At 34.2% G+C, this 18630-nt stretch carries 16 protein-coding genes; 11 read left to right on the forward strand and 5 right to left on the reverse strand.

Annotated features, from left to right (window positions below; all coding sequences use genetic code 11):
* The first annotated feature begins 24 nt into the window (after positions 1-24).
* On the forward strand, positions 25-3180 hold the full coding sequence (locus FA046_RS01765; protein ID WP_136824645.1) for a SusC/RagA family TonB-linked outer membrane protein: 3156 nt from the start codon (positions 25-27) through the stop codon (positions 3178-3180).
* Between the two features lie 17 nt (positions 3181-3197).
* A complete protein-coding gene (locus tag FA046_RS01770; protein ID WP_136824646.1) occupies positions 3198-4649 on the forward strand; it encodes a RagB/SusD family nutrient uptake outer membrane protein in 1452 nt (483 codons plus the stop codon).
* Positions 4650-4732: 83 nt separating this feature from the next.
* Here the strand turns inward: FA046_RS01770 and FA046_RS01775 are convergent, their stop codons facing one another.
* Together FA046_RS01775 and FA046_RS01780 are read right to left on the reverse strand one after the other, a co-directional pair.
* Positions 4733-5179 (reverse strand): hypothetical protein, encoded by a 447-nt coding sequence (locus FA046_RS01775; protein ID WP_136824647.1) that lies wholly within the window; start codon positions 5177-5179, stop codon positions 4733-4735.
* Positions 5180-5371: 192 nt separating this feature from the next.
* On the reverse strand, positions 5372-6061 hold the full coding sequence (locus FA046_RS01780) for an OmpA family protein (protein WP_317130532.1): 690 nt from the start codon (positions 6059-6061) through the stop codon (positions 5372-5374).
* 75 nt (positions 6062-6136) lie between these two features.
* Here FA046_RS01780 and FA046_RS01785 point away from each other — a divergent pair, with 75 nt between their 5' ends.
* Complete coding sequence (locus FA046_RS01785; RefSeq protein WP_136824648.1) at positions 6137-6979, forward strand: NAD-dependent epimerase/dehydratase family protein; 843 nt, start codon at positions 6137-6139, stop codon at positions 6977-6979.
* Here FA046_RS01785 and FA046_RS01790 read toward each other — a convergent pair.
* On the reverse strand, positions 6939-7430 hold the full coding sequence (locus FA046_RS01790; protein WP_136824649.1) for a DUF2452 domain-containing protein: 492 nt from the start codon (positions 7428-7430) through the stop codon (positions 6939-6941). The two genes, FA046_RS01785 and FA046_RS01790, sit on opposite strands and share 41 nt — an antisense overlap.
* A gap of 142 nt (positions 7431-7572) precedes the next feature.
* Between FA046_RS01790 and FA046_RS01795 the strand changes: the two genes are divergently transcribed.
* Positions 7573-8622, forward strand: a complete 1050-nt coding sequence (locus tag FA046_RS01795) for a sensor histidine kinase (protein WP_136824650.1) — start codon at positions 7573-7575, stop codon at positions 8620-8622.
* On the forward strand, positions 8612-9361 hold the full coding sequence (locus FA046_RS01800) for a LytR/AlgR family response regulator transcription factor (protein ID WP_136824651.1): 750 nt from the start codon (positions 8612-8614) through the stop codon (positions 9359-9361). Before FA046_RS01795 ends, FA046_RS01800 begins: the two co-directional genes overlap by 11 nt.
* A gap of 103 nt (positions 9362-9464) precedes the next feature.
* Here FA046_RS01800 and FA046_RS01805 read toward each other — a convergent pair whose 3' ends face one another.
* A complete protein-coding gene (locus tag FA046_RS01805) occupies positions 9465-10649 on the reverse strand; it encodes a class I SAM-dependent rRNA methyltransferase (protein ID WP_136824652.1) in 1185 nt (394 codons plus the stop codon).
* Between the two features lie 418 nt (positions 10650-11067).
* A complete protein-coding gene (locus FA046_RS01810) occupies positions 11068-11778 on the reverse strand; it encodes a YqjF family protein (RefSeq protein ID WP_136824653.1) in 711 nt (236 codons plus the stop codon).
* 427 nt (positions 11779-12205) lie between these two features.
* Here FA046_RS01810 and FA046_RS01815 point away from each other — a divergent pair, with 427 nt between their 5' ends.
* The 6 genes from FA046_RS01815 to FA046_RS17565 all read left to right on the forward strand — a co-directional run bounded on the left by FA046_RS01815 (position 12206) and on the right by FA046_RS17565 (position 18626).
* Positions 12206-14296, forward strand: a complete 2091-nt coding sequence (locus FA046_RS01815) for a SurA N-terminal domain-containing protein (protein WP_317130539.1) — start codon at positions 12206-12208, stop codon at positions 14294-14296.
* A gap of 66 nt (positions 14297-14362) precedes the next feature.
* A complete protein-coding gene (locus FA046_RS01820) occupies positions 14363-14878 on the forward strand; it encodes a DUF2480 family protein (protein WP_136824654.1) in 516 nt (171 codons plus the stop codon).
* 30 nt (positions 14879-14908) lie between these two features.
* Positions 14909-15688 carry a DUF3108 domain-containing protein gene (locus FA046_RS01825; protein ID WP_136824655.1) on the forward strand — a complete coding sequence of 260 codons (780 nt, stop codon included), beginning with the start codon at positions 14909-14911 and terminating at the stop codon, positions 15686-15688.
* A gap of 41 nt (positions 15689-15729) precedes the next feature.
* Positions 15730-17010, forward strand: coding sequence for a nucleotide sugar dehydrogenase (locus FA046_RS01830; protein WP_136824656.1), 1281 nt, complete (start codon positions 15730-15732; stop codon positions 17008-17010).
* A gap of 1 nt (position 17011) precedes the next feature.
* Entirely contained in the window at positions 17012-18136 is a 1125-nt protein-coding gene (locus FA046_RS01835; RefSeq protein ID WP_205943587.1) for a DegT/DnrJ/EryC1/StrS family aminotransferase, read from the forward strand.
* Positions 18123-18626, forward strand: coding sequence for an acyltransferase (locus FA046_RS17565; RefSeq protein ID WP_136824657.1), 504 nt, complete (start codon positions 18123-18125; stop codon positions 18624-18626). The genes FA046_RS01835 and FA046_RS17565 overlap by 14 nt, the downstream gene beginning before the upstream one ends.
* Positions 18627-18630 lie beyond the last annotated feature (4 nt).

Here is an 18630-nt window from a genome sequence, read left to right on the forward strand (position 1 = left end):
TTCAAATTTAATCAAAAACAACGCATGACTAAAAAACTACTACTCATTTTGCTTCTTTTTGGTATTTATACTAAAAACTTAAAAGCACAAACCCGTATTATTACCGGAACAGTAACAGACAAAATGGACGGATCATCATTACCAGGTGTGGCCATAATGGTTGTTGGTTCTAATAATGGTATTCAAACTAGTGCTGACGGAAAATTTTCATTAAAAGTTCCAACTGGTGCACAATCTTTAAAATTCACTTATGTAGGCTACTTGTCAAAAACATTAACTGTTACCGGAAATGTAATAAATGTTGCCCTTGAACAAGATTCTAAACAATTAAGCGAAATTGTGGTAACGGGCTATGGAACTCAAAGAAAAGCTGATAATGTAGGCTCGATAGCAAGAGTTTCTAGTAAAGAATTAGAAAACAAGCCAGTTCAAAGTTTTGATCAAGCTTTAGGAGGAAAAGCTGCCGGAGTTCAAATCACTATTCCAAATGGTGTATTAAACAACCCTCCAGTCATAAGAATTAGAGGTACAAACTCTATTTCTCTTAGCTCTTTTCCATTAATTGTGATTGACGGAATTGCCACTTTTACTGGGGATGCCAGCGGATCTAGTGCTGCAGGTAATGCTTTAGCAAGTATCAATCCAAATGATATCGAATCAATTGACGTATTAAAGGATGCAGCAGCGGCTGCAATTTACGGAAGTAGAGCTGCAAATGGGGTATTGATAGTTACTACGAAGAAAGGTAAATCAGGCAAAGCAACTGTATCTTATGACGCTTGGGTAGGAAGTGTAAAACCACGAAATTTAGAACCATTATTAGATGCCTTTCAATACACCGATTTAAAGAACGAAGCATTAAAAAACTTTGGAACTTATAACACTGGCCCTACTGGCACCAGAGCTTTTTTTGCTTTAACTAATGACGCAAGTGGGAATCCTATAAATACAAACTGGTATGATTATATCTACCGCGAAGGATTTTCTCATAGCAATACAGTTAGTATTTCTGGTGGTAACGAAAGCACTTCGTATTATTTATCAGGTAATTTTACAGCCCAAGAGGGAATTATTGTAAAAAACGACTACAATAGAAAATCCGGATTATTTAAAATTGATCATAAAGAAGGTAAAATGTTTTTATTGGGAGGTAAGATATCTTATACCAATCAAGAAAATTTAGCCGCTACTTCTTCAGGATCTTTGCCTGGAGAGGCTTTTGGAACTGGCGGATTAGGCAGACTAGCTATAGTAACAGCTCCCAATGTTGCGCCTTTAAATCCTGATGGATCATATAGTATTTTTAATGCAACTACCATTGGCAGAATGGGAAATGTTGGATCTGATGTAGGTTTTTATAACCCTTCAACCGTTATAGATTTAGATCGTTCTAATAACGAATTAAACACGGTTCAATCTAACTTTTACCTTCAAGCTAATTTAACCCCCTGGTTAAATTTAAAGACAGTTTATGGTATTGATTATATTTTATCAGATAACGATGCGTTTTTCAACCCAATTAATGGTGGTTCTGCTGCCTCATTAGGTTCTGCTGCTAAAAGTTTGAATAAAAACAAAAGATGGGTTTGGACAAATACAGCTCAAGCTGATTATACTTTTTCAGAAAAGCATAATTTCTCTTTGTTATTAGGTAATGAACAACAAAGAAGTGAATCTGATGGTTTCAGTGGTAGCAGAACAACATTATCAGATTTAGCTTTTGATAATTACGCTGCAGGATTTGCTACGCCAGCAACAGCAGGTGCCGTTGGAGAAAATTATCTAGTTTCATTCTTTAGCAGATTTAATTATGATTTTAATAAGAAATATTTTTTAACCGCTAATCTGCGTCAGGATGAATATTCTGCATTTGGAGCCAACAATAAAAAAGGAATATTTTATGGTGTTGGTATAGGTTGGGAAATTGCTCAAGAGAAATTTTGGACCAAAGCTGGCCTAGATAACCTATTTACCACTTTTAAAATTAGAGGAAGTTACGGTACAATAGGAAACTTTAGTGGTTTAGGGAATCTTGCTTCTTATTCATTCTATGGAACAGGTTTATATGCAGGAGCATCTACTTTGGTTCCAACACAAACCGGTAATGACCAAATTGGATGGGAAACTAGTGATAAATTAGATGTTGGTTTCAATTTTGGAATACTTAATGACAAGATCACTGTTGAGGCAGCTTATTACAAGAATTCTTTAGGAGGCTTGATCTACAATGTCCCTCAAGTCCCATCAGCTGGTTTACCAAGTACTCCGCAGATCAATATTGCTTCTATGTATAATAAAGGGTATGAATTAACCGTAAACGCAGACCCTGTTAGAACTAATAATTTTAGTTGGAACACCTCATTAAACATTTCATTTAATGAAAATAAAATCACTTCTTTATCACAAGGTATAGATCAGTTTTTAACCACAACATCTGGATTAGAATCTGCGAGTATTTCGAGAGTAGGAAGCTCATTAGGGATGATCTATGCAGTTCCTACAGCAGGGGTTGATCCTGCAACAGGCAGAAGAATATTCATTGAAAAAGCTACAGGAAAAAAAGTTCTTTATAGCCATAATATCACAACAAGTGGTTTCTTAAGGTGGAGTTATGAAGACGGTACTGCCGCACCAGTTATCTCAATAAATGATGCTCAAGTTGCAGGAAATACACAACCGAAATTTGTTGGAGGTTTTTCAAATAATTTTAGATATAAGAAATTTGATTTAACTACAACCTTAACATACCAGTTAGGCTTCTCAATCTATTATGGAACCAATGCTGGTTTAAGAGATCAACGTTTTTGGAATAATTCAACAGATATGTTGAGAAGATGGACTACTCCTGGTCAAATCACAGATATTCCAAAATTAAATTTTACAGACAACGTATCTAATGGCTCTTCTTTTCCAATTGATGTAAATATATACAAAGGAGATTTTGTGAAATTGAGGAATATTAGTTTAGGCTATACTTTGCCAACCCAGTTCTTAAGTAAGGCGAAAATTTCTAGTGCCAGATTATATGTAAGCGGTGATAATTTGTTGATCTTAACAAAGTATCCAGGGTCAGACCCAGAAGTTTCTTCTAACGGAAATTCAACTTCTTCGTTAGGGGTTGAAAGAAACTCAGTTGCAAATGGAAGAACTTTAACTGCAGGTTTATCACTTAAGTTTTAATTTTTAAAAGGAATATCATGAAAAAGAAATTTTTATATATAAGTATATTGATTACCGTGATGATGGGCGGTTGTCAAAAGGATCTATTAACTCCTGATTCAGAGACACAGGTTTCAACACTTGATTTAGCCCAGTTCTCAACCGTTGCCAGAATTGATGGCCAAGTAAGAGGATTATATACTGGCTTAAGAGCGGCAGATTTTTATGGCGGCAGATATATTGTTTATAATGAATTAAGGGCAGATAATTATGTTGCACAAAGTTCAAATTCTGTTACTGCAACCCAAACGTATGCTTATACTTTAGGTAATGGTGCGCAAGAAGTTAATGGCTTTTGGGCATCAGCTTACAACACTATCAATAGATGCAATTTATTTATTGAAGGAATGGCCGCAAAAGGAAATGCTGTTATTGGGGATGCAACTGGTAAGAATTATATAGCCGAAGCAAAAATGATACGGGCAATTTGTTATTATAGCTTACTAACCTTATACGCAAGACCTTATTATGATGGAAATGGCAGTAAACCAGGTTTACCTTTGCGTTTAACCGGAAACTCGGTGTCGGGTAATTTTGATTTAGCTAGAAGTACAGTTGCTGAAGTTTACACTCAAGTTTTAAAAGATTTAAATGAAGCAGAGATAGACTTACCAGCCAACTATTCTACGGCTTTAAATAATACCATTAGAGCACACAAAAATACTGCTATTGCTTATAAGACACGTGTTTATTTAACTATGCAACGCTATGCAGATGTAGTAACTGAGGCTAATAAGATTGTGCCATTAGTAGCTCCATTTACAGCAACTTCTGGTGTTGCACATGCTTTACAAGCAGATATTACCAATGTATTTAAAACACCATACACCACAACAGAATCTATATTATCTATGCCTTTTGTGAGTGGCACTGAGAATGCTGCCGGACAAAGTGCTTTAGGTTCTTATTTCTTCGGTGTTGTATTATATTCAATGAATCCTACTGGTATTATTGCTGATGCAGGATGGAAATCAACCGATAAAAGAAGAAGTTTCATAGGCTCTAGATCGGGCTTTACTGTTCTATCAAAGTACCCAACATTAGCTGCATCCAACTATGCTGATTATGTTCCAATAATAAGATATGCTGAGGTTTTATTAAATTTAGGGGAAGCGCTTGCAAGAAGCACCACTTCCGTTAATCCTAGGGCTGTAGCATTACTTAATGCTGTTAGAAATCGTTCTGATGCTACAACAACCTTTTTAGTAACTGGCTTTGCAGCACCACAGGCTTTGTATGATGCATTTCTGAAAGAAAGAAATATAGAATTACTGGGAGAAGGTTTCCGCAGTCCTGATTTATTACGTTTGGGACTTACAATTCCTGGGAAAGAAAGTATACCAGCTGTTCTACCGTCATCTCCTCTTTATATTTGGCCAATTCCTTCAAGTGAGTTATTGTACAACAAGTTAATGACAGATAATTTGTAATCATCATTAATAAAAATATCCTTTAAACAAAACAGCCTCTGATTAAAAATCAGAGGCTGTTTTTATTTTATTTTAATTAAGAATTAAGCCATTTGTATTTTATCTATTTTCAAGAAAAATTCTTCAAAGTTTACGGTATTTCCACTCAAACAATTAAATAAAGCAAATATTCCTTGATCTTCTTTTTTACCATTACCAGTTTGTACAACAAACTTTTTTACTACTGTAGGAATAAGCACTTCTGCTATTTCTTTAGCCGCCGAAGAACTAATGGAATAATATTTATTTAATCGGTTGGCGTATTTATTAATCATCATTTTAAGTAATAGATCACTTTCCGCCTTCTTACCTTTAAAAAAACTCATTAAATCTTTTGCCTTACCATTATCAAGTTGCGATTTAAGAATATCTATAATCACACCTGCAGCCTCATAAGTTGCAGATTCAAAAGAACTTGCAGTTATTCCAGCACTTAAGAAAACCTCCTTCTTAGAATTTTCTTTCACCAATTGATTTAGTTTTTCAAACATCTCTTTAAAGATTAAATTATTGATTAGCAAATTGATTACAAACAACTATTATTAATGTGATATATTTAAATATTTAACAAATAAAATAAATTTTACTTAATTAAAAGACCTGTTATTTAAAAATATTTTAATACAAAAAAGGAATTTAATGTGTCCACTAAATTCCTTTTCTAATTGTATATTTTTTGGTAATTAATTACCTGCCGCAGCTTTTGCTTCAGCCTTCATTGCTTCATTAGCAACAATTACAACTTCTACTCTTCTGTTTAAAGTTCTACCTTCATCTGTATCGTTAGATGCAATTGGCTCATTTTCACCTCTACCAGAAGTTTTTAATCTATTTAAATCAACCCCTTTAGATACTGCATAATTTTTTACAGCATTTGATCTTTCTAAAGAAAGTTTGTTATTTATTGCATCCGTTCCCACTGCATCCGTATGACCAATAATCATAATGTCTGTATTTGGATACTTATTTAATGATGCGGCAAGGTTGTCTATGTTTTGCTTTGCTGCAGTAGATAAACTTGATTTACCAAATTCAAATAATAAACCAGAATCAAATTTTACAATAATTCCTTCTCCTGCCGGTATTACTTCTGCACCTGGTACGCTTTGCTCAATTTCTTTAGCTTGCTTATCCATGTTACGACCAATGTATGCACCCGCTGTACCACCAATTGCACCACCAATAATTGCACCTACAGCAGTATTACCTGCCTTTTTACCAATTAAAGCACCAATAGTACCACCAGCTACAGCACCAATACCCGCTCCTTTTTGAGTATTTGATAAAGACTTACAAGCCGGAAAAATTGCAGATGTTCCTACTAAGGCTACTAAACCTAATACGGAAACTTTTAATTTATTTGAATTCATCATTTTTTTATTTCTTTTTTTATTGAATACTTAGTTCAAAGTGGATGCCAAAATTTTGTTTTAGTACTTTTGACTAGTATGAATATAACAAAAATTAATAAAATTGCAGTATTAGGTTGTGGCTGGCTGGGGCTTCCTTTAGCTAAAGAACTAATAGAAGATGGTTATTTTGTTAAAGGTTCTACCACCACTATCTCAAAAATAGCTGTATTAGCTGCGCAGCATATCGACCCGTTTTTAGTACAATTAAATCCAGAAATTGAGGGTGATGATATCCAACTATTTTTAGATGTTGATCTTTTAATCATTAATATCCCTCCAGGGAGGCATAAAGGAACAGAAAATAACTATGTGACCAAAATGGCGAACATCGCCAAAGCAGTTACAAATTCTCCTATTTCTAAAATAATTTTTATTTCTTCCTCTTCGGTTTATCCCGAAAATTGTACCGAAGTAGCTGAAGAAACAGCGATAGATGAGCATACGCCATCAGCTTTAAGCTTATTCCAAGCCGAAGAAATTTTTAGAAATTTAAAGCAAATCAAAACAACCGTTGTCAGAATGTCGGGTTTAATTGGGCCAGAAAGACACCCGGGAAGGTTTTTTGCCGGAAAAGAAAATATACCTAACGGACTAGCTCCAGTAAATTTGATTCATTTGGTAGATTGCATAAGCATCATCAAATTCATTATTGAAGAAGAAATATGGGATGAGACGATCAATGCCGCAGCTCCTGATCATCCTAACAAAATGGATTTTTACGCTTTAGCTTCTGAGAAGTATAACCAAAGCACAGCTCAATTTATTGCCGAGAAACAGAATTTCAAAATTGTAAGCTCCAAAAAATTAATAGATAAATATGGTTACCAGTTTAAGATTCCTAATTTGATGGAATGGCTTCTTCAAACTCCTCAAAGTTAAAATTAGCTTTATCTAAAACATCCCAGGTAGAATCAGACAGTAAACGAATGGTTGATATATGTCTTTTAAAAGATTTTGACCTCCCCCATTCTTGAGGTGCAATCATGCTCACCAAAAATTGTCCTTGCTCTTCTTTTTCATAAAGATGATAAACTTGCCCCATTACAGGCTTAAACTTCATATCAGCTTTATAAATTAATTCGGATATTTTTAAACGATCTTCAATGTCTTTTACCTGCTGCATAATGAGTTCGGCCTGTTTTCTAAGCATCCCAATTTGTTGTTGAGCTTGCATGTGCATGGCTTCAACGGCATTGGCTCTCACCTTATTCTTATCAATTAATTTAATAACTGGCGAACTTACCGTCATTGGAACCGGCGAAAACTTTGCTTCGCCAGTGTAATAAGAAAACTTATCTTTTTTTTCTTCTGAAGATTCCTGATTATTCATGCTCACTCTTAAACCACAATTCTTTAATTTAGTTTCCGTTTATCGATAAAAAATTACCTTTCATCTGATTATTTGACTGACGGTCTGATAATTCATCAGCATTTACAATGCTATACTTACTTTAGCAGAAACAAATTTAAGCATGAAAGACTTTATAAAATGTGCAATTAATGGTTTAAAAATTGGGGCAATAGTTGCTGCTATTTTAATTGCATTCTACTTTATTTCTGCAAATAATGTAAGTTGGCGCTATGTAGGGGTAACTTTTATGTTTAGCGTTGCTATTTCTACCTCCATTTCGAGCTTTATGCAATTAGTAGAAAACTATCGTAAAAAATACAACCCTAAAAACTACTATTTTATTTGGGGCTTATATTATTTATCTGCTTTAGTGGGGATGACCATTGCTAGCGAAATTTGCCTTTTTATTCTTAATGCATTTATTTTAAAAATTGATTACACCATTTTTTCCGACCCAAAACAGCTTTTAATTAATTTAGTGATTTCTTTAGTAGTTACCACCATAGTTGGCGTTTATCAAACACAACGCAGCAATTTAGAGTTAAGATTAAAGCAAAAGGAAGTTGATATTATCAAACTCAATCAACTTAAAACACAAGCCGAATTACAAACTTTACAATCTAGAATTAACCCTCATTTTTTGTATAATTCTTTAAATTCTATTGCCAGTTTAATTCACATTGATGCAGATAAAGCCGAAGATATGACCCTTAAACTTTCTAAACTTTTTAGATACAGCATCAACACTCAAAACGAAAATTTAACTTCTGTAAAAGAAGAAGTAGAGATTGTAAAAACCTATTTAGACATAGAAAGAGTACGCTTTGGAGAACGTATTAATTTTAATTTAGAAATTGATGATGCCGCATTAGAAGAGAAAATTCCTAGATTTATATTGCAGCCTTTAGTAGAAAACGCTTTAAAGCATGGCTTAAACGATCAAATAAGTGGTGGTTTATTAAAAATAATTATAAAAAACGCACCAAATGAACTGTTACTAATTGTGAGTGATAATGGCAAACCTTTTCCATCGGAGTTAAATTCTGGTTATGGTTTACAAAGCACTTATGAAAAATTACAATTATTATATCCAGATAATTATCAATTACAAATAGTAAACGAACCCGAAAAACAAATTAAAATCTCTATACCAAAACAACATGAATCATAAATTTACCTGTATCATTATTGATGATGAAGAACTTGCCCGCCAAAGACTCATCAGATTAATTACGCCTTACAACGTGTTTGAGGTAATTGCCCAAGCTACAAACGGACAGGAAGGCTTAAAATTGGTAGAAGAACACCAACCCGATGTTATTTTTTTAGACGTGGAGATGCCGGTAATGAATGGTTTCGAGATGTTATCTAAGCTTAAAAAACAACCCAAAGTTATTTTTACTACCGCTTATGATCAATATGCGATTAAAGCCTTTGAAGAAAATTCTTTAGACTATTTACTAAAACCTGTAGAAAAAGACCGATTAGAAAAATGTATTGCCAAGTTACAAGCCACTCATAAACCTATGGAAATGCCTTTACAGCAATTGCTAGAGCAATTAAAACCAAAAAAAGAAATAAAAACACTGACCGTAAAAATTGGAGACAAAATTTTATTGATTCAGCTTAATGCGATAATTGCCATTGAAGCCGAAGAAAAATATGTGTTTTTACTCACCGAAGACGGAAATAAACACCTTACAGATTTTACACTGAGTAATTTAGAAGACCGTTTGCCTGATACTTTTTGTAGAATTCACAGAAGCACCATCATCAATACCGATAAAATTAAAGAAATCAGAAAAAGCTTTAATGGTGCTTTAGTTTTTGTAATGAACAACAAAGAGCAAAGCAAATTCACCAGCAGCCGCAGCAATTCTGAAGCATTAAGGGAAAGGTTTGATATATAATAGGTTGTAGGTTTTAGGTTGTAAGTTTTATAAACTATAACTTATAACTCAATTTACGCAAAGCTTTTTACTTAAAACTTTCAACCTAAAACTTAAAACTGACTTAATAAACCCTACACAACAATCCCTTTAAATACTCCCCTTCTGGAAAAGAAATTCTAATAGGATGATCTTCTGGTTGGCTAAATTGATGTAGAATTTGGACTTCCTTACCTGCATCTAAAGCCGCCCAGGCAATAATTTGTTTAAACGTTTCCATATCCACAGCGCCCGAACAGCTAAATGTAGCCAGCAAACCGCCTTTTTCTAAAACCAGCATTCCCAATCTGTTCAAATCCTTATAAGCTCTCGCTGCTCTGTCTAATGCCGAACGGGAAGGCGCATATTTTGGTGGATCTAAAATTACTACATCAAACTTTTCTTCTTGTTCTTTAAACAAACGCAATTGTTTATTTACATCACTTTGAATCGCACTAAACTGGGTAGAATCAAATCCATTTAATACTATATTTTTGTTCAAAGTTTCTATCGCCAAAGCAGAACTATCTACTGAAACTACTGAAGTTGCACCATTCAATAAAGCATTTAAAGTAAAACCACCGCTATAACTAAAGCAATCTAAAACACGTTTTCCCTTAGCATAAGAAGCTAATATTTTTCTATTATCCCTTTGGTCGCAATAAAAACCAGATTTTTGCCCTTCAACAATATTAATGTGGTATTTAACCCCATTTTCCTTTACCTCTACAAAATCTGGAGGTAATTCCCCCCAAAGCAAGCCTTCGGTTGCTTCTAATCCATCATGCGCTCTGGCGCTGGCGTCACTTTTATCAAAAATTCCTTTAGCTCCTGTTAATTTCTGTAATTCGTCTAAAATCACAGGCTTCATATTCTCTGCTCCAGATGTTAAAATCTGCAACGATAAATAATCTCCATATTTATCAGCAATTAAACCTGGTAAGTAATCAGATTCGCTAAAAACCAAACGACAAGCATTGGTATCTTCACTTAAAATAGTTGCTCTTGCAGCCACAGCAGCTTGCAAACGCTTTCTCCACCACAACTCTTCGGGCAAATTATCTTCTTCCCAACTCAACAACCTAACTGCCACTCTAGACGATCCGTTGAAGTACCCGTAAGCTAAAAACTCATCGTCAAAAGCAATCACTTTTACTAAATCGCCGTTTTTTGGTTTGCCTTTAACCTGTTGCAAAGCGCCAGAAAAAACCCAAGGATGACGTTGTAAAACAGCTTTCTCCTTACCCTTTTTTAAAATTATTGTGTCCATTGTGTGCAAAAGTAGTTAAAGACAATGAAAAGATTTTGAAAAGCAATGCTATTGCTCCTATTACCGGCAGTCCTGCTTTCCCTACAAGTACGTTTGTCTTCCCCTAATCACCAGCCAAAACACGCCAATCCGGGCTTTTCGTTCAATCAGGTTTATTTTGCAAGGCTTGTGCAAAAAACTTAAACTTATATTACACCACAAATAAATTTGAAGGATTTTATATCCTCTACGTTAAAACTTTTAGCTCCGTGATCTCCGCGTCCTCTGTGGTTAAAATCTTTTTATCACAGCACTTAATTTATATTAAAAAAGCTTTCAGGGGAAGCTTTATTTTATAACCACAGAATAACAGAGGGCACAAAGTGAAAAGGTAAGTCTTTTATGAGAAAAAAATTATTCTCAATACTTAGATTCCGGATTAAATCTTTCTACCGTCTCTTATCAAAACTTCAGATCCTTCAGCTAAAAATACCGAATTAGGCTTTTCTTGATTTAAAAAGGCAAAATCAGCTCCATACATATCTTCAAAATCAACCTCTATTTGGTGGTTGTTAACTTTATAAATCTCCCATGACGGATGCTCTACCCCATATTCTGAAGTCGTTTGTTTTCCGGCTGTGGTATAGCCCCAGTAATGTTCAGTAATAAATTGCTCCTCACTTCCTTGCAAAAAGGGTTGTGCTTCAAATTCTGCTTCTAAAGCAAATTTGCACCATTCCTTCTTTTTCCATTGGTAAGAAATATGCAGCTTATTATTTTTTGTTTCCCAACTATGTTTGGTTTTTAGGGTGGTATAATGTTCGTGAAACAAAGTGTTGGCAACTAAAGAAATCATAGGTTTAGAAACCACCTCACTAATAAAAACGGCTCCTCGTCGCCATTCGTTTCCTTCTTTATAACGCACATAAAAACGCAAATTTACTTCCTCAAAATTTATATGAAAAGGAATTTTAAAGCCTTTTATTTTGGTATTCAAAAACATAAAACCAATTAAACTCACATAGCAATTGCCGTTGTAAAAATCTAGTTCGGTATGAGGCGGAACATACTTTTGTAGGATAGTTGGGTCAATTATATAATTGGCCATGGCCAGTTTTCGCCATTCGGCAGTTAAAAAAATCTTCTTCATTTATAATACAACAGCAAAAATAGGCTGGCTTTTGTTTTTAAAGCTGCGTTTATTTTTAAGTTAATTAGCAATAACCTGGGTAAAATAAACTTGGGTGAAACGGCAGCCCGATTGAGGTGGGTTTGAGACTTGGGCGGACTACAGTGTAAAACAAGACTAGCGGAACGTAAGAACGAATGAATTTGCTTTTCTAAAAATCAATTTAAAATTGAGATATAGGTATTACCACAGCTAACTTCAACCCAAGAAAACATAAAGAATTACAAAATTACATTTCAAATTAGGAGATAAAGTTATTGACTTGATTTAAGGCTTTTTGATGCTATAATTTAACCTAACTATTTAAAGAATAAAATTTTATGCTTTAAGCTAAATTTGTATCTTGCGCCCTCTAAAATTAAAAAAAAATACAGGTCATATGGGTATTATGGGTTTTTTGCGTAACCGAGCGGGGGTGATTATAGTTGTCGCTATTGGTATTGCAATTGTGGCGTTCCTTTTAAGTGATGCGATAAGAAGTGGACAAGGTTTTATAGCCGATTCGCAAAGTGAAGTAGGTAAAGTAGCCGGTGAAGCTATTTCTTACAAAGATTTTAATGAAAAAGTAGAACAAAACTCTCAACAGTTTAAAGCCCAAATGGGAAGTTTAAACGGTCAGATGATGTCTTACGTGGTAGAAAACACTTGGAATCAAACAGTTTCTGGAATTATTTTAAAACAACAAACTGCCAAATTAGGCTTAACTGTTGGTCAGGCTGAGTTATTTGATTTATTGTTTGATAATCCTTCTGATCAGGTAAAACAAATTTTTACTAATCAGCAAACCGGTCAATTTGATAGAGCTACAGCCATTAATTCTAGAAAAAGCGCTGATACTGATCCTTCTGGGCAAATGAAAGCTCAATGGGTAGCTTTAGAAGACAATGTACAGCAACAAAGAATTAATGAGAAGTATATTAATTTGGTTAAAAATGGTGTTTACGTAAATAGCTTAGATGCAAAAGACGATTATACCAACAGAAACAAATTAGTGAATTTTGATTATGTATTTACTGATTACGGAGCCGTACCAGATGCAGAAGTTAAAATTACCGATACAGATTACAAAGATTATTACGAAAAAAACAAATACAAGTTTAAAAACGCTACCGAAACCAGAAGTTTTGAATATGTAGCTTTTGACGCTGCTCCATCTAAACAAGATACTTTAGACACAAAAATGAAAATGTCTAAAATTACTGATGGATTAAGAACTTCAACCAACGATTCTTTATTTGTTGCGATTAATGCGGATACAAAAGCACCTTTAGTTTATCAGAAAAAAGGACAATTAGAACCAGCTTTAGATTCTGTAATGTTTAGCGCAGGTAATGGCTTTATTTACGGTCCTTATTTTTCTAATGGCGCTTATAAAGTAGCCAAGTTAATTGATGCAAGAGTGAGTCCAGATTCTGTAAAAGCTCGTCATATTTTACTTAACCCAGCTACAGAAGGTGGTGCTGATAAAGCGCTAGCCAAAGCTGATTCTTTAAAGAAATTGATACAAGGTGGTGCTGATTTTGCAAAATTAGCTGCTCAATATGGAACTGATGGTTCTAAAGATAAAGGTGGCGATTTAGGAACCTTTGGTAGAGGAGCAATGATTCCTCAATTTGAAGATGCTGTATTTAACGGCTCAACTGGTCAGTTAATGATAGTATCTACACAATTTGGAGTGCATTTAATCAACATTCAAAGTCAAATAGGTTCTTCTAAAGTAGTAAAAGTAGCTATCGTTGATAAAGCATTAGCACCAAGCTCTTCTACAGAACAGGTTGCTTACCAAAAAGCACAAAGCTTTTTAAGTACCGTAAGTAATGCTACTCAGTTTAATGAAAATGCTCAAAAAGAGAAATTAAATAAATTGGTTGGAGAAGATGTTGGTCCATTACAATCAAGTTTACCTGGTTTAGAAGATGCTCGTAACTTAATTCGTTGGGTTTACAAAACAGATGAAGGTAAAGTATCTGACGAGATTTTTGACATAGGAGATAAGTACATTGTAGCGGTTTTAACTAAAGTAAAACCAGAAGGTACCTTATCTTTAGAAGATGTTAAAAAACAAATTGAGCCAGAAGTAAAGAAAGCCGTACAAGCAAAAGTTTTAAAAGAAAAATTTGAAAAAGCTACAGCTGGTGCATCTTCTTTAACTCAAATTGCACAAAAATTAGGTACAAGTGTAGTTCCAGTAGAAAATGTGGTTTTTGCAAACCCAGTGATTCCGGGTGTGGCACAAGAAAACAAGGTAATAGGTTCTATTTTTGGATCTCAGCCTAATAAATTGTCAAAAATAGTAGAAGGTGATAGAGGTGTTTATGTTTATACTGTAAAAAGTTTTACTAATCCACCTGCTTTAAGCAATGTTTTAAAAGTTAAAGAACAATTAGAACAATCTATCTCTCAACAAGTTGACGCTGCTGTTTTTGAAGTTTTACGTAAAAAAGCAAACATTAAAGACGATAGAGCGAAGTTCTATTAATAGATAAAATACTTAATTTTGAAACCGAAGGCTTTAATGGTCTTCGGTTTTTTTGTTTAAAAGAATATGGAGATTCAAGAAAATATAATCAATAAAGTAGCGCAAAGCGGATTAGTTTCTTTTGACCTTGCTGATCTTTATCATCCCGGCGAAAGAGTGGTTTATGATATCAAAGAAAATCTTTTTCATGGATTAATGCTAAGAGAAAAAGATTTCAGAGAATTTATAAAGACTCACAACTGGCAATCTTATGAGGGGAAAAACGTAGCTGTAATTTGCTCTGCAGATGCCATTGTACCGACTTGGGCTTATATGCTCATTGCATCTAAATTAACTAATGTGGCTAACTATTTTGTGTTTGGCGATTTAGAAATGCTAGAGACTTCTTTGTTTTTATCAGCTATTGATAAATTAGACCTTGAACAATTTAAAGATCAGCGTTTGGTGATCAAAGGATGTGGAGATATTCCAGTTCCCACGGCAGCCTATGTCGCTATCACTTCAAAATTAATAAATGTAGCCAAAAGCGTGATGTATGGCGAGCCCTGTTCTACAGTACCCGTCTTTAAAAGGAAAGATTAATTTTGGTGCATTTATTGTATAATTAGCATTATGAAAAAACTATTTTCGATACTTTTCTTTCTAATTTCAACCACGCTCTTATCACACGGACAAAATATACCATATTTAAATAGCTCAACATTTAATGCTGGTGAAACAATCAGATATAAACTTAAATATGGCTTTATCACTGCTGCTGAAGCCACCATACAAGTAACAACAACTGATATTAAATTCAACAATAAACCCACCTATCATCTTACGGCACAGGGAGTAACTTCTGGTACTTTTGATATGTTTTATAAAGTGAGAAACAGGTATGATTCTTATATAGATCAAAAAACTTTCACTCCTTATTTGTACACAGAAAACATTCGTGAAGCCCGATACACTAGAAATGATAAAGTAAGATTTTACCAATCTGAACAAAAAGTTATAGCTAAAAAGGGAACTTTTAAATCTCCGGTGAGCCAAACTTTTGATTTGGTATCTGCTTATTATTTTGCCCGTAACTTAGATTTAAGCAACGTAAAACAAGGTGATTTATTTACGCTCAATTATTTTTTAGATGATGAGGTTACACCCCTAACCATAGAATATATTGGTAAAGAAGTTTTAAAAACTAATTTAGGATCCATAAGATGTTTAAAATTTAGCCCCTCTATAAAACCAGGTAGAATTTTCAGAAAAGACAGTAAACTATATTTATGGGTGACTGATGACGGTAACAGAATACCCGTTAGGGCGCAAGCAGAAATCTTAGTGGGTTCTATCATTATGGAAATAGAATCTGCAAATGGACTAAAACAACCCTTAGCGCTGGCTAGGTAACCAGTACTATATTTCAAATAATTTCATATTTTTACCTTTCGATGAATAAGAACATCCCAAAAAAGGTAGCGTATAAAATAGGAATCATAGGGCAGGGATATGTGGGTTTACCATTGGCAGCTGCCTTTGGTAGCGTTTTCGAAACCATAGGCTTTGATATCAATCAACACCGAATCAAAGAATTACAACAATTTAATGATCAAACCAAACAACTTTCTAAAGAAGAAATAAAGAGTGCTCAGCTCCTCACCTTTTCTTCTCATTTGCAAGATATTGAAGATTGCAATATTTATATCGTTACCGTCCCTACGCCTATTAATCAGTTTAAATCACCAGATTTAAGTTTGCTGTTAAAAGCTACCGAAATGATTGGGCAGATACTTAAACCCAATGATTTGGTCATTTATGAATCTACTGTTTATCCGGGTTGCACAGAGGAAGATTGCATTCCATTATTAGAAAAAATAAGTGGCTTAAAAATTAATTCAAATTTTTTTGTAGGCTATTCGCCAGAACGCATCAATCCTGGAGATAAAATCAATACCCTCTCAAAAATCATAAAAGTAACCTCAGGCTCCAACACTGCTACTGCTCAAAAAGTAGATCAACTTTATCAAACCATCATTACCGCAGGAACGCACTTAGCCCCTAGTATAAAAGTAGCTGAAGCTTCTAAGGCTATTGAAAATGCACAAAGAGATCTCAATATTTCTTTTGTAAATGAACTGGCACTCATTTTTGATCGGATGAATATTGACACCAGTGATGTGATTGAAGCAGCAGCCACCAAATGGAATTTTTTAAAGTTTAAACCCGGTTTAGTTGGAGGGCATTGTATAGGCGTTGATCCTTACTATTTAGCTTATAAAGCAGAATCTTTGGGTTATCATCCACAGGTTATTCTTTCTGGACGCCGAGTGAACGACAATATGGGTATGTTTGTAGCCAATAAACTCGTTAAATTAATGCTCAAAAAAGAGCATAAAATTGTAGAATCAAAAGTTCTGATTTTAGGCTTTACTTTTAAAGAGAACTGTCCGGATATTAGAAATACCCGAGTGATAGATATTTATAAAGAATTGGTTTCTTTTGATTTATGTGTGGACGTTTATGATCCTTGGGCTAATGCCGAAGAAATAAAAAAAGAATACAAAATAGATATCATCAATCAAATAGATGCTCAAAAATACCAAGCGGTAATCATCGCGGTAGCGCATAGCCAATTCCTTGATATAGATTTTAGCTTATTCAAAGAAAACAACGCCGTAGTTTTTGATACCAAATCTATTATTGATAGAAATTTTGTAGATGCCCGACTTTAGCATGAAAGAGATTAAAATGATTGATCTTAAGGCAGAATATCAGCTACTCAAACCCATACTGGAGGAAGAAATTATTCAGGTTTTAGAAAAAGCAAGCTATATTAAAGGAGAAGAAGTCGCTCTTTTTGAAAATAATTTAGCCCAATACCTAAAAGTAAAGCATGTGATCAGCTGCGGAAACGGAACAGATGCCTTACAAATTGCCCTCATGGCTTTGGGTATTGGCATTGGTGACGAAGTGATTATCCCAGCTTTTTCATACATCGCCGTTATTGAAGTAGTTTGTTTATTAGGCGCAACACCCGTTTTAGTAGACGTTGATGCTGATTATTTTCAGATCAATAATCTGGATTTAGAAAAAGTGATTACGGCTAAAACAAAAGCTATTATTCCTGTACATTTATTCGGACAATCAGGGAATTTAGAGGAGCTCCTTCAAATCGCTAAAAAATATAACATTCCAATTATTGAAGATAATGCACAGGCATTAGGCGCAAAATATATGCTGCACAATGAAGAAAAGTTTTTAGGCACCTTTGGGGCTATAGGCTGTACTTCTTTCTTCCCAACCAAAAATCTTTCTTGCTTTGGTGATGGTGGAGCATTATTCACTAATGATGATGAATTAGCGAACACAATAAGAATGATTGCCAATCATGGGCAAGTAAAAAAGTACGAACATGAAATGGTAGGCATCAATTCTAGATTAGATACTTTACAGGCCGTTATATTAAATCATAAATTAAACCTTTTATCTAAAAACCTATCTATTAAGCAAAATATTGCTATTCAATATTTAAATGAATTGGTCAGCTTATCATTTATTCAATTACCCAAAGTGTATCAACATAATTTACATTCCTGGCATCAGTTTACTATTAAAGTTCCTGATCATCAAAGGGATAAATTAAAATCTTTTTTAAAGCATAAAGGGATAGAAACGATGGTTTACTATCCTAAAACATTAAATCAACAAAAGGCTTATACCCGTTTTAGGGTATATTGTCCTATTTCTGAAGATTTATGCAAAGGTGTGTTATCTTTACCCATTCATCCTTTGCTCCGTAAAGAAGATATTAACTATGTGAGCAATAGTATCAAAGCGTTCTTTCATGCAAAAAACTGATTTTTATATTCATTCTTCTTCATTTATAGATGAAAATGTAAGCATTGGAAAAGGCACTTCTATTTGGCATTTCTGTCACATTTCTGAAGGAGCAGAGATTGGTGAGCATTGCAACATTGGTCAGAATGTGTTTATAGGAAAAAACGTGAAGATTGGTAATGGGGTAAAAATCCAAAATAATGTATGCCTTTTTGATGGAGTGGAAATAAAAGATGATGTTTTTATTGGTCCTTCGGTGGTCTTTACAAATATTTTAACCCCTAGAGCATTCATTAATCGCAGAACCGAATTTTTAACTACAACCGTAGAAAAAGGAGCGAGTATTGGCGCCAATAGTACCATCATTTGTGGAAATACAATTGGAGAATATGCGTTAATAGGCGCTGGCAGTGTATTAACAAAGTCAGTTTGTGATTTTGAGCTTTGGTATGGCAATCCAGCTCAAAAAAAAGGAATGGTGAACAAGCTTGGAGAAAAGATAAAGGGATAAAGAA

It is taken from the genome of Pedobacter cryophilus, assembly GCF_005116455.1.
Taxonomy (GTDB): Bacteria; Bacteroidota; Bacteroidia; order Sphingobacteriales; family Sphingobacteriaceae; genus Pseudopedobacter; species Pseudopedobacter cryophilum.

Coding starts and splice junctions, on each gene's coding strand:
- FA046_RS01765 (WP_136824645.1), top strand. CDS start 25: ATGACTAAAAAACTACTACTCATTTTGCTTCTTTTTGGTATTTATACT.
- FA046_RS01770 (WP_136824646.1), top strand. CDS start 3,198: ATGAAAAAGAAATTTTTATATATAAGTATATTGATTACCGTGATGATG.
- FA046_RS01775 (WP_136824647.1), bottom strand. CDS start 5,179: ATGTTTGAAAAACTAAATCAATTGGTGAAAGAAAATTCTAAGAAGGAG.
- FA046_RS01780 (WP_317130532.1), bottom strand. CDS start 6,061: ATGATGAATTCAAATAAATTAAAAGTTTCCGTATTAGGTTTAGTAGCC.
- FA046_RS01785 (WP_136824648.1), top strand. CDS start 6,137: ATGAATATAACAAAAATTAATAAAATTGCAGTATTAGGTTGTGGCTGG.
- FA046_RS01790 (WP_136824649.1), bottom strand. CDS start 7,430: ATGAATAATCAGGAATCTTCAGAAGAAAAAAAAGATAAGTTTTCTTAT.
- FA046_RS01795 (WP_136824650.1), top strand. CDS start 7,573: ATGAAAGACTTTATAAAATGTGCAATTAATGGTTTAAAAATTGGGGCA.
- FA046_RS01800 (WP_136824651.1), top strand. CDS start 8,612: ATGAATCATAAATTTACCTGTATCATTATTGATGATGAAGAACTTGCC.
- FA046_RS01805 (WP_136824652.1), bottom strand. CDS start 10,649: ATGGACACAATAATTTTAAAAAAGGGTAAGGAGAAAGCTGTTTTACAA.
- FA046_RS01810 (WP_136824653.1), bottom strand. CDS start 11,778: ATGAAGAAGATTTTTTTAACTGCCGAATGGCGAAAACTGGCCATGGCC.
- FA046_RS01815 (WP_317130539.1), top strand. CDS start 12,206: ATGGGTTTTTTGCGTAACCGAGCGGGGGTGATTATAGTTGTCGCTATT.
- FA046_RS01820 (WP_136824654.1), top strand. CDS start 14,363: ATGGAGATTCAAGAAAATATAATCAATAAAGTAGCGCAAAGCGGATTA.
- FA046_RS01825 (WP_136824655.1), top strand. CDS start 14,909: ATGAAAAAACTATTTTCGATACTTTTCTTTCTAATTTCAACCACGCTC.
- FA046_RS01830 (WP_136824656.1), top strand. CDS start 15,730: ATGAATAAGAACATCCCAAAAAAGGTAGCGTATAAAATAGGAATCATA.
- FA046_RS01835 (WP_205943587.1), top strand. CDS start 17,012: ATGAAAGAGATTAAAATGATTGATCTTAAGGCAGAATATCAGCTACTC.
- FA046_RS17565 (WP_136824657.1), top strand. CDS start 18,123: ATGCAAAAAACTGATTTTTATATTCATTCTTCTTCATTTATAGATGAA.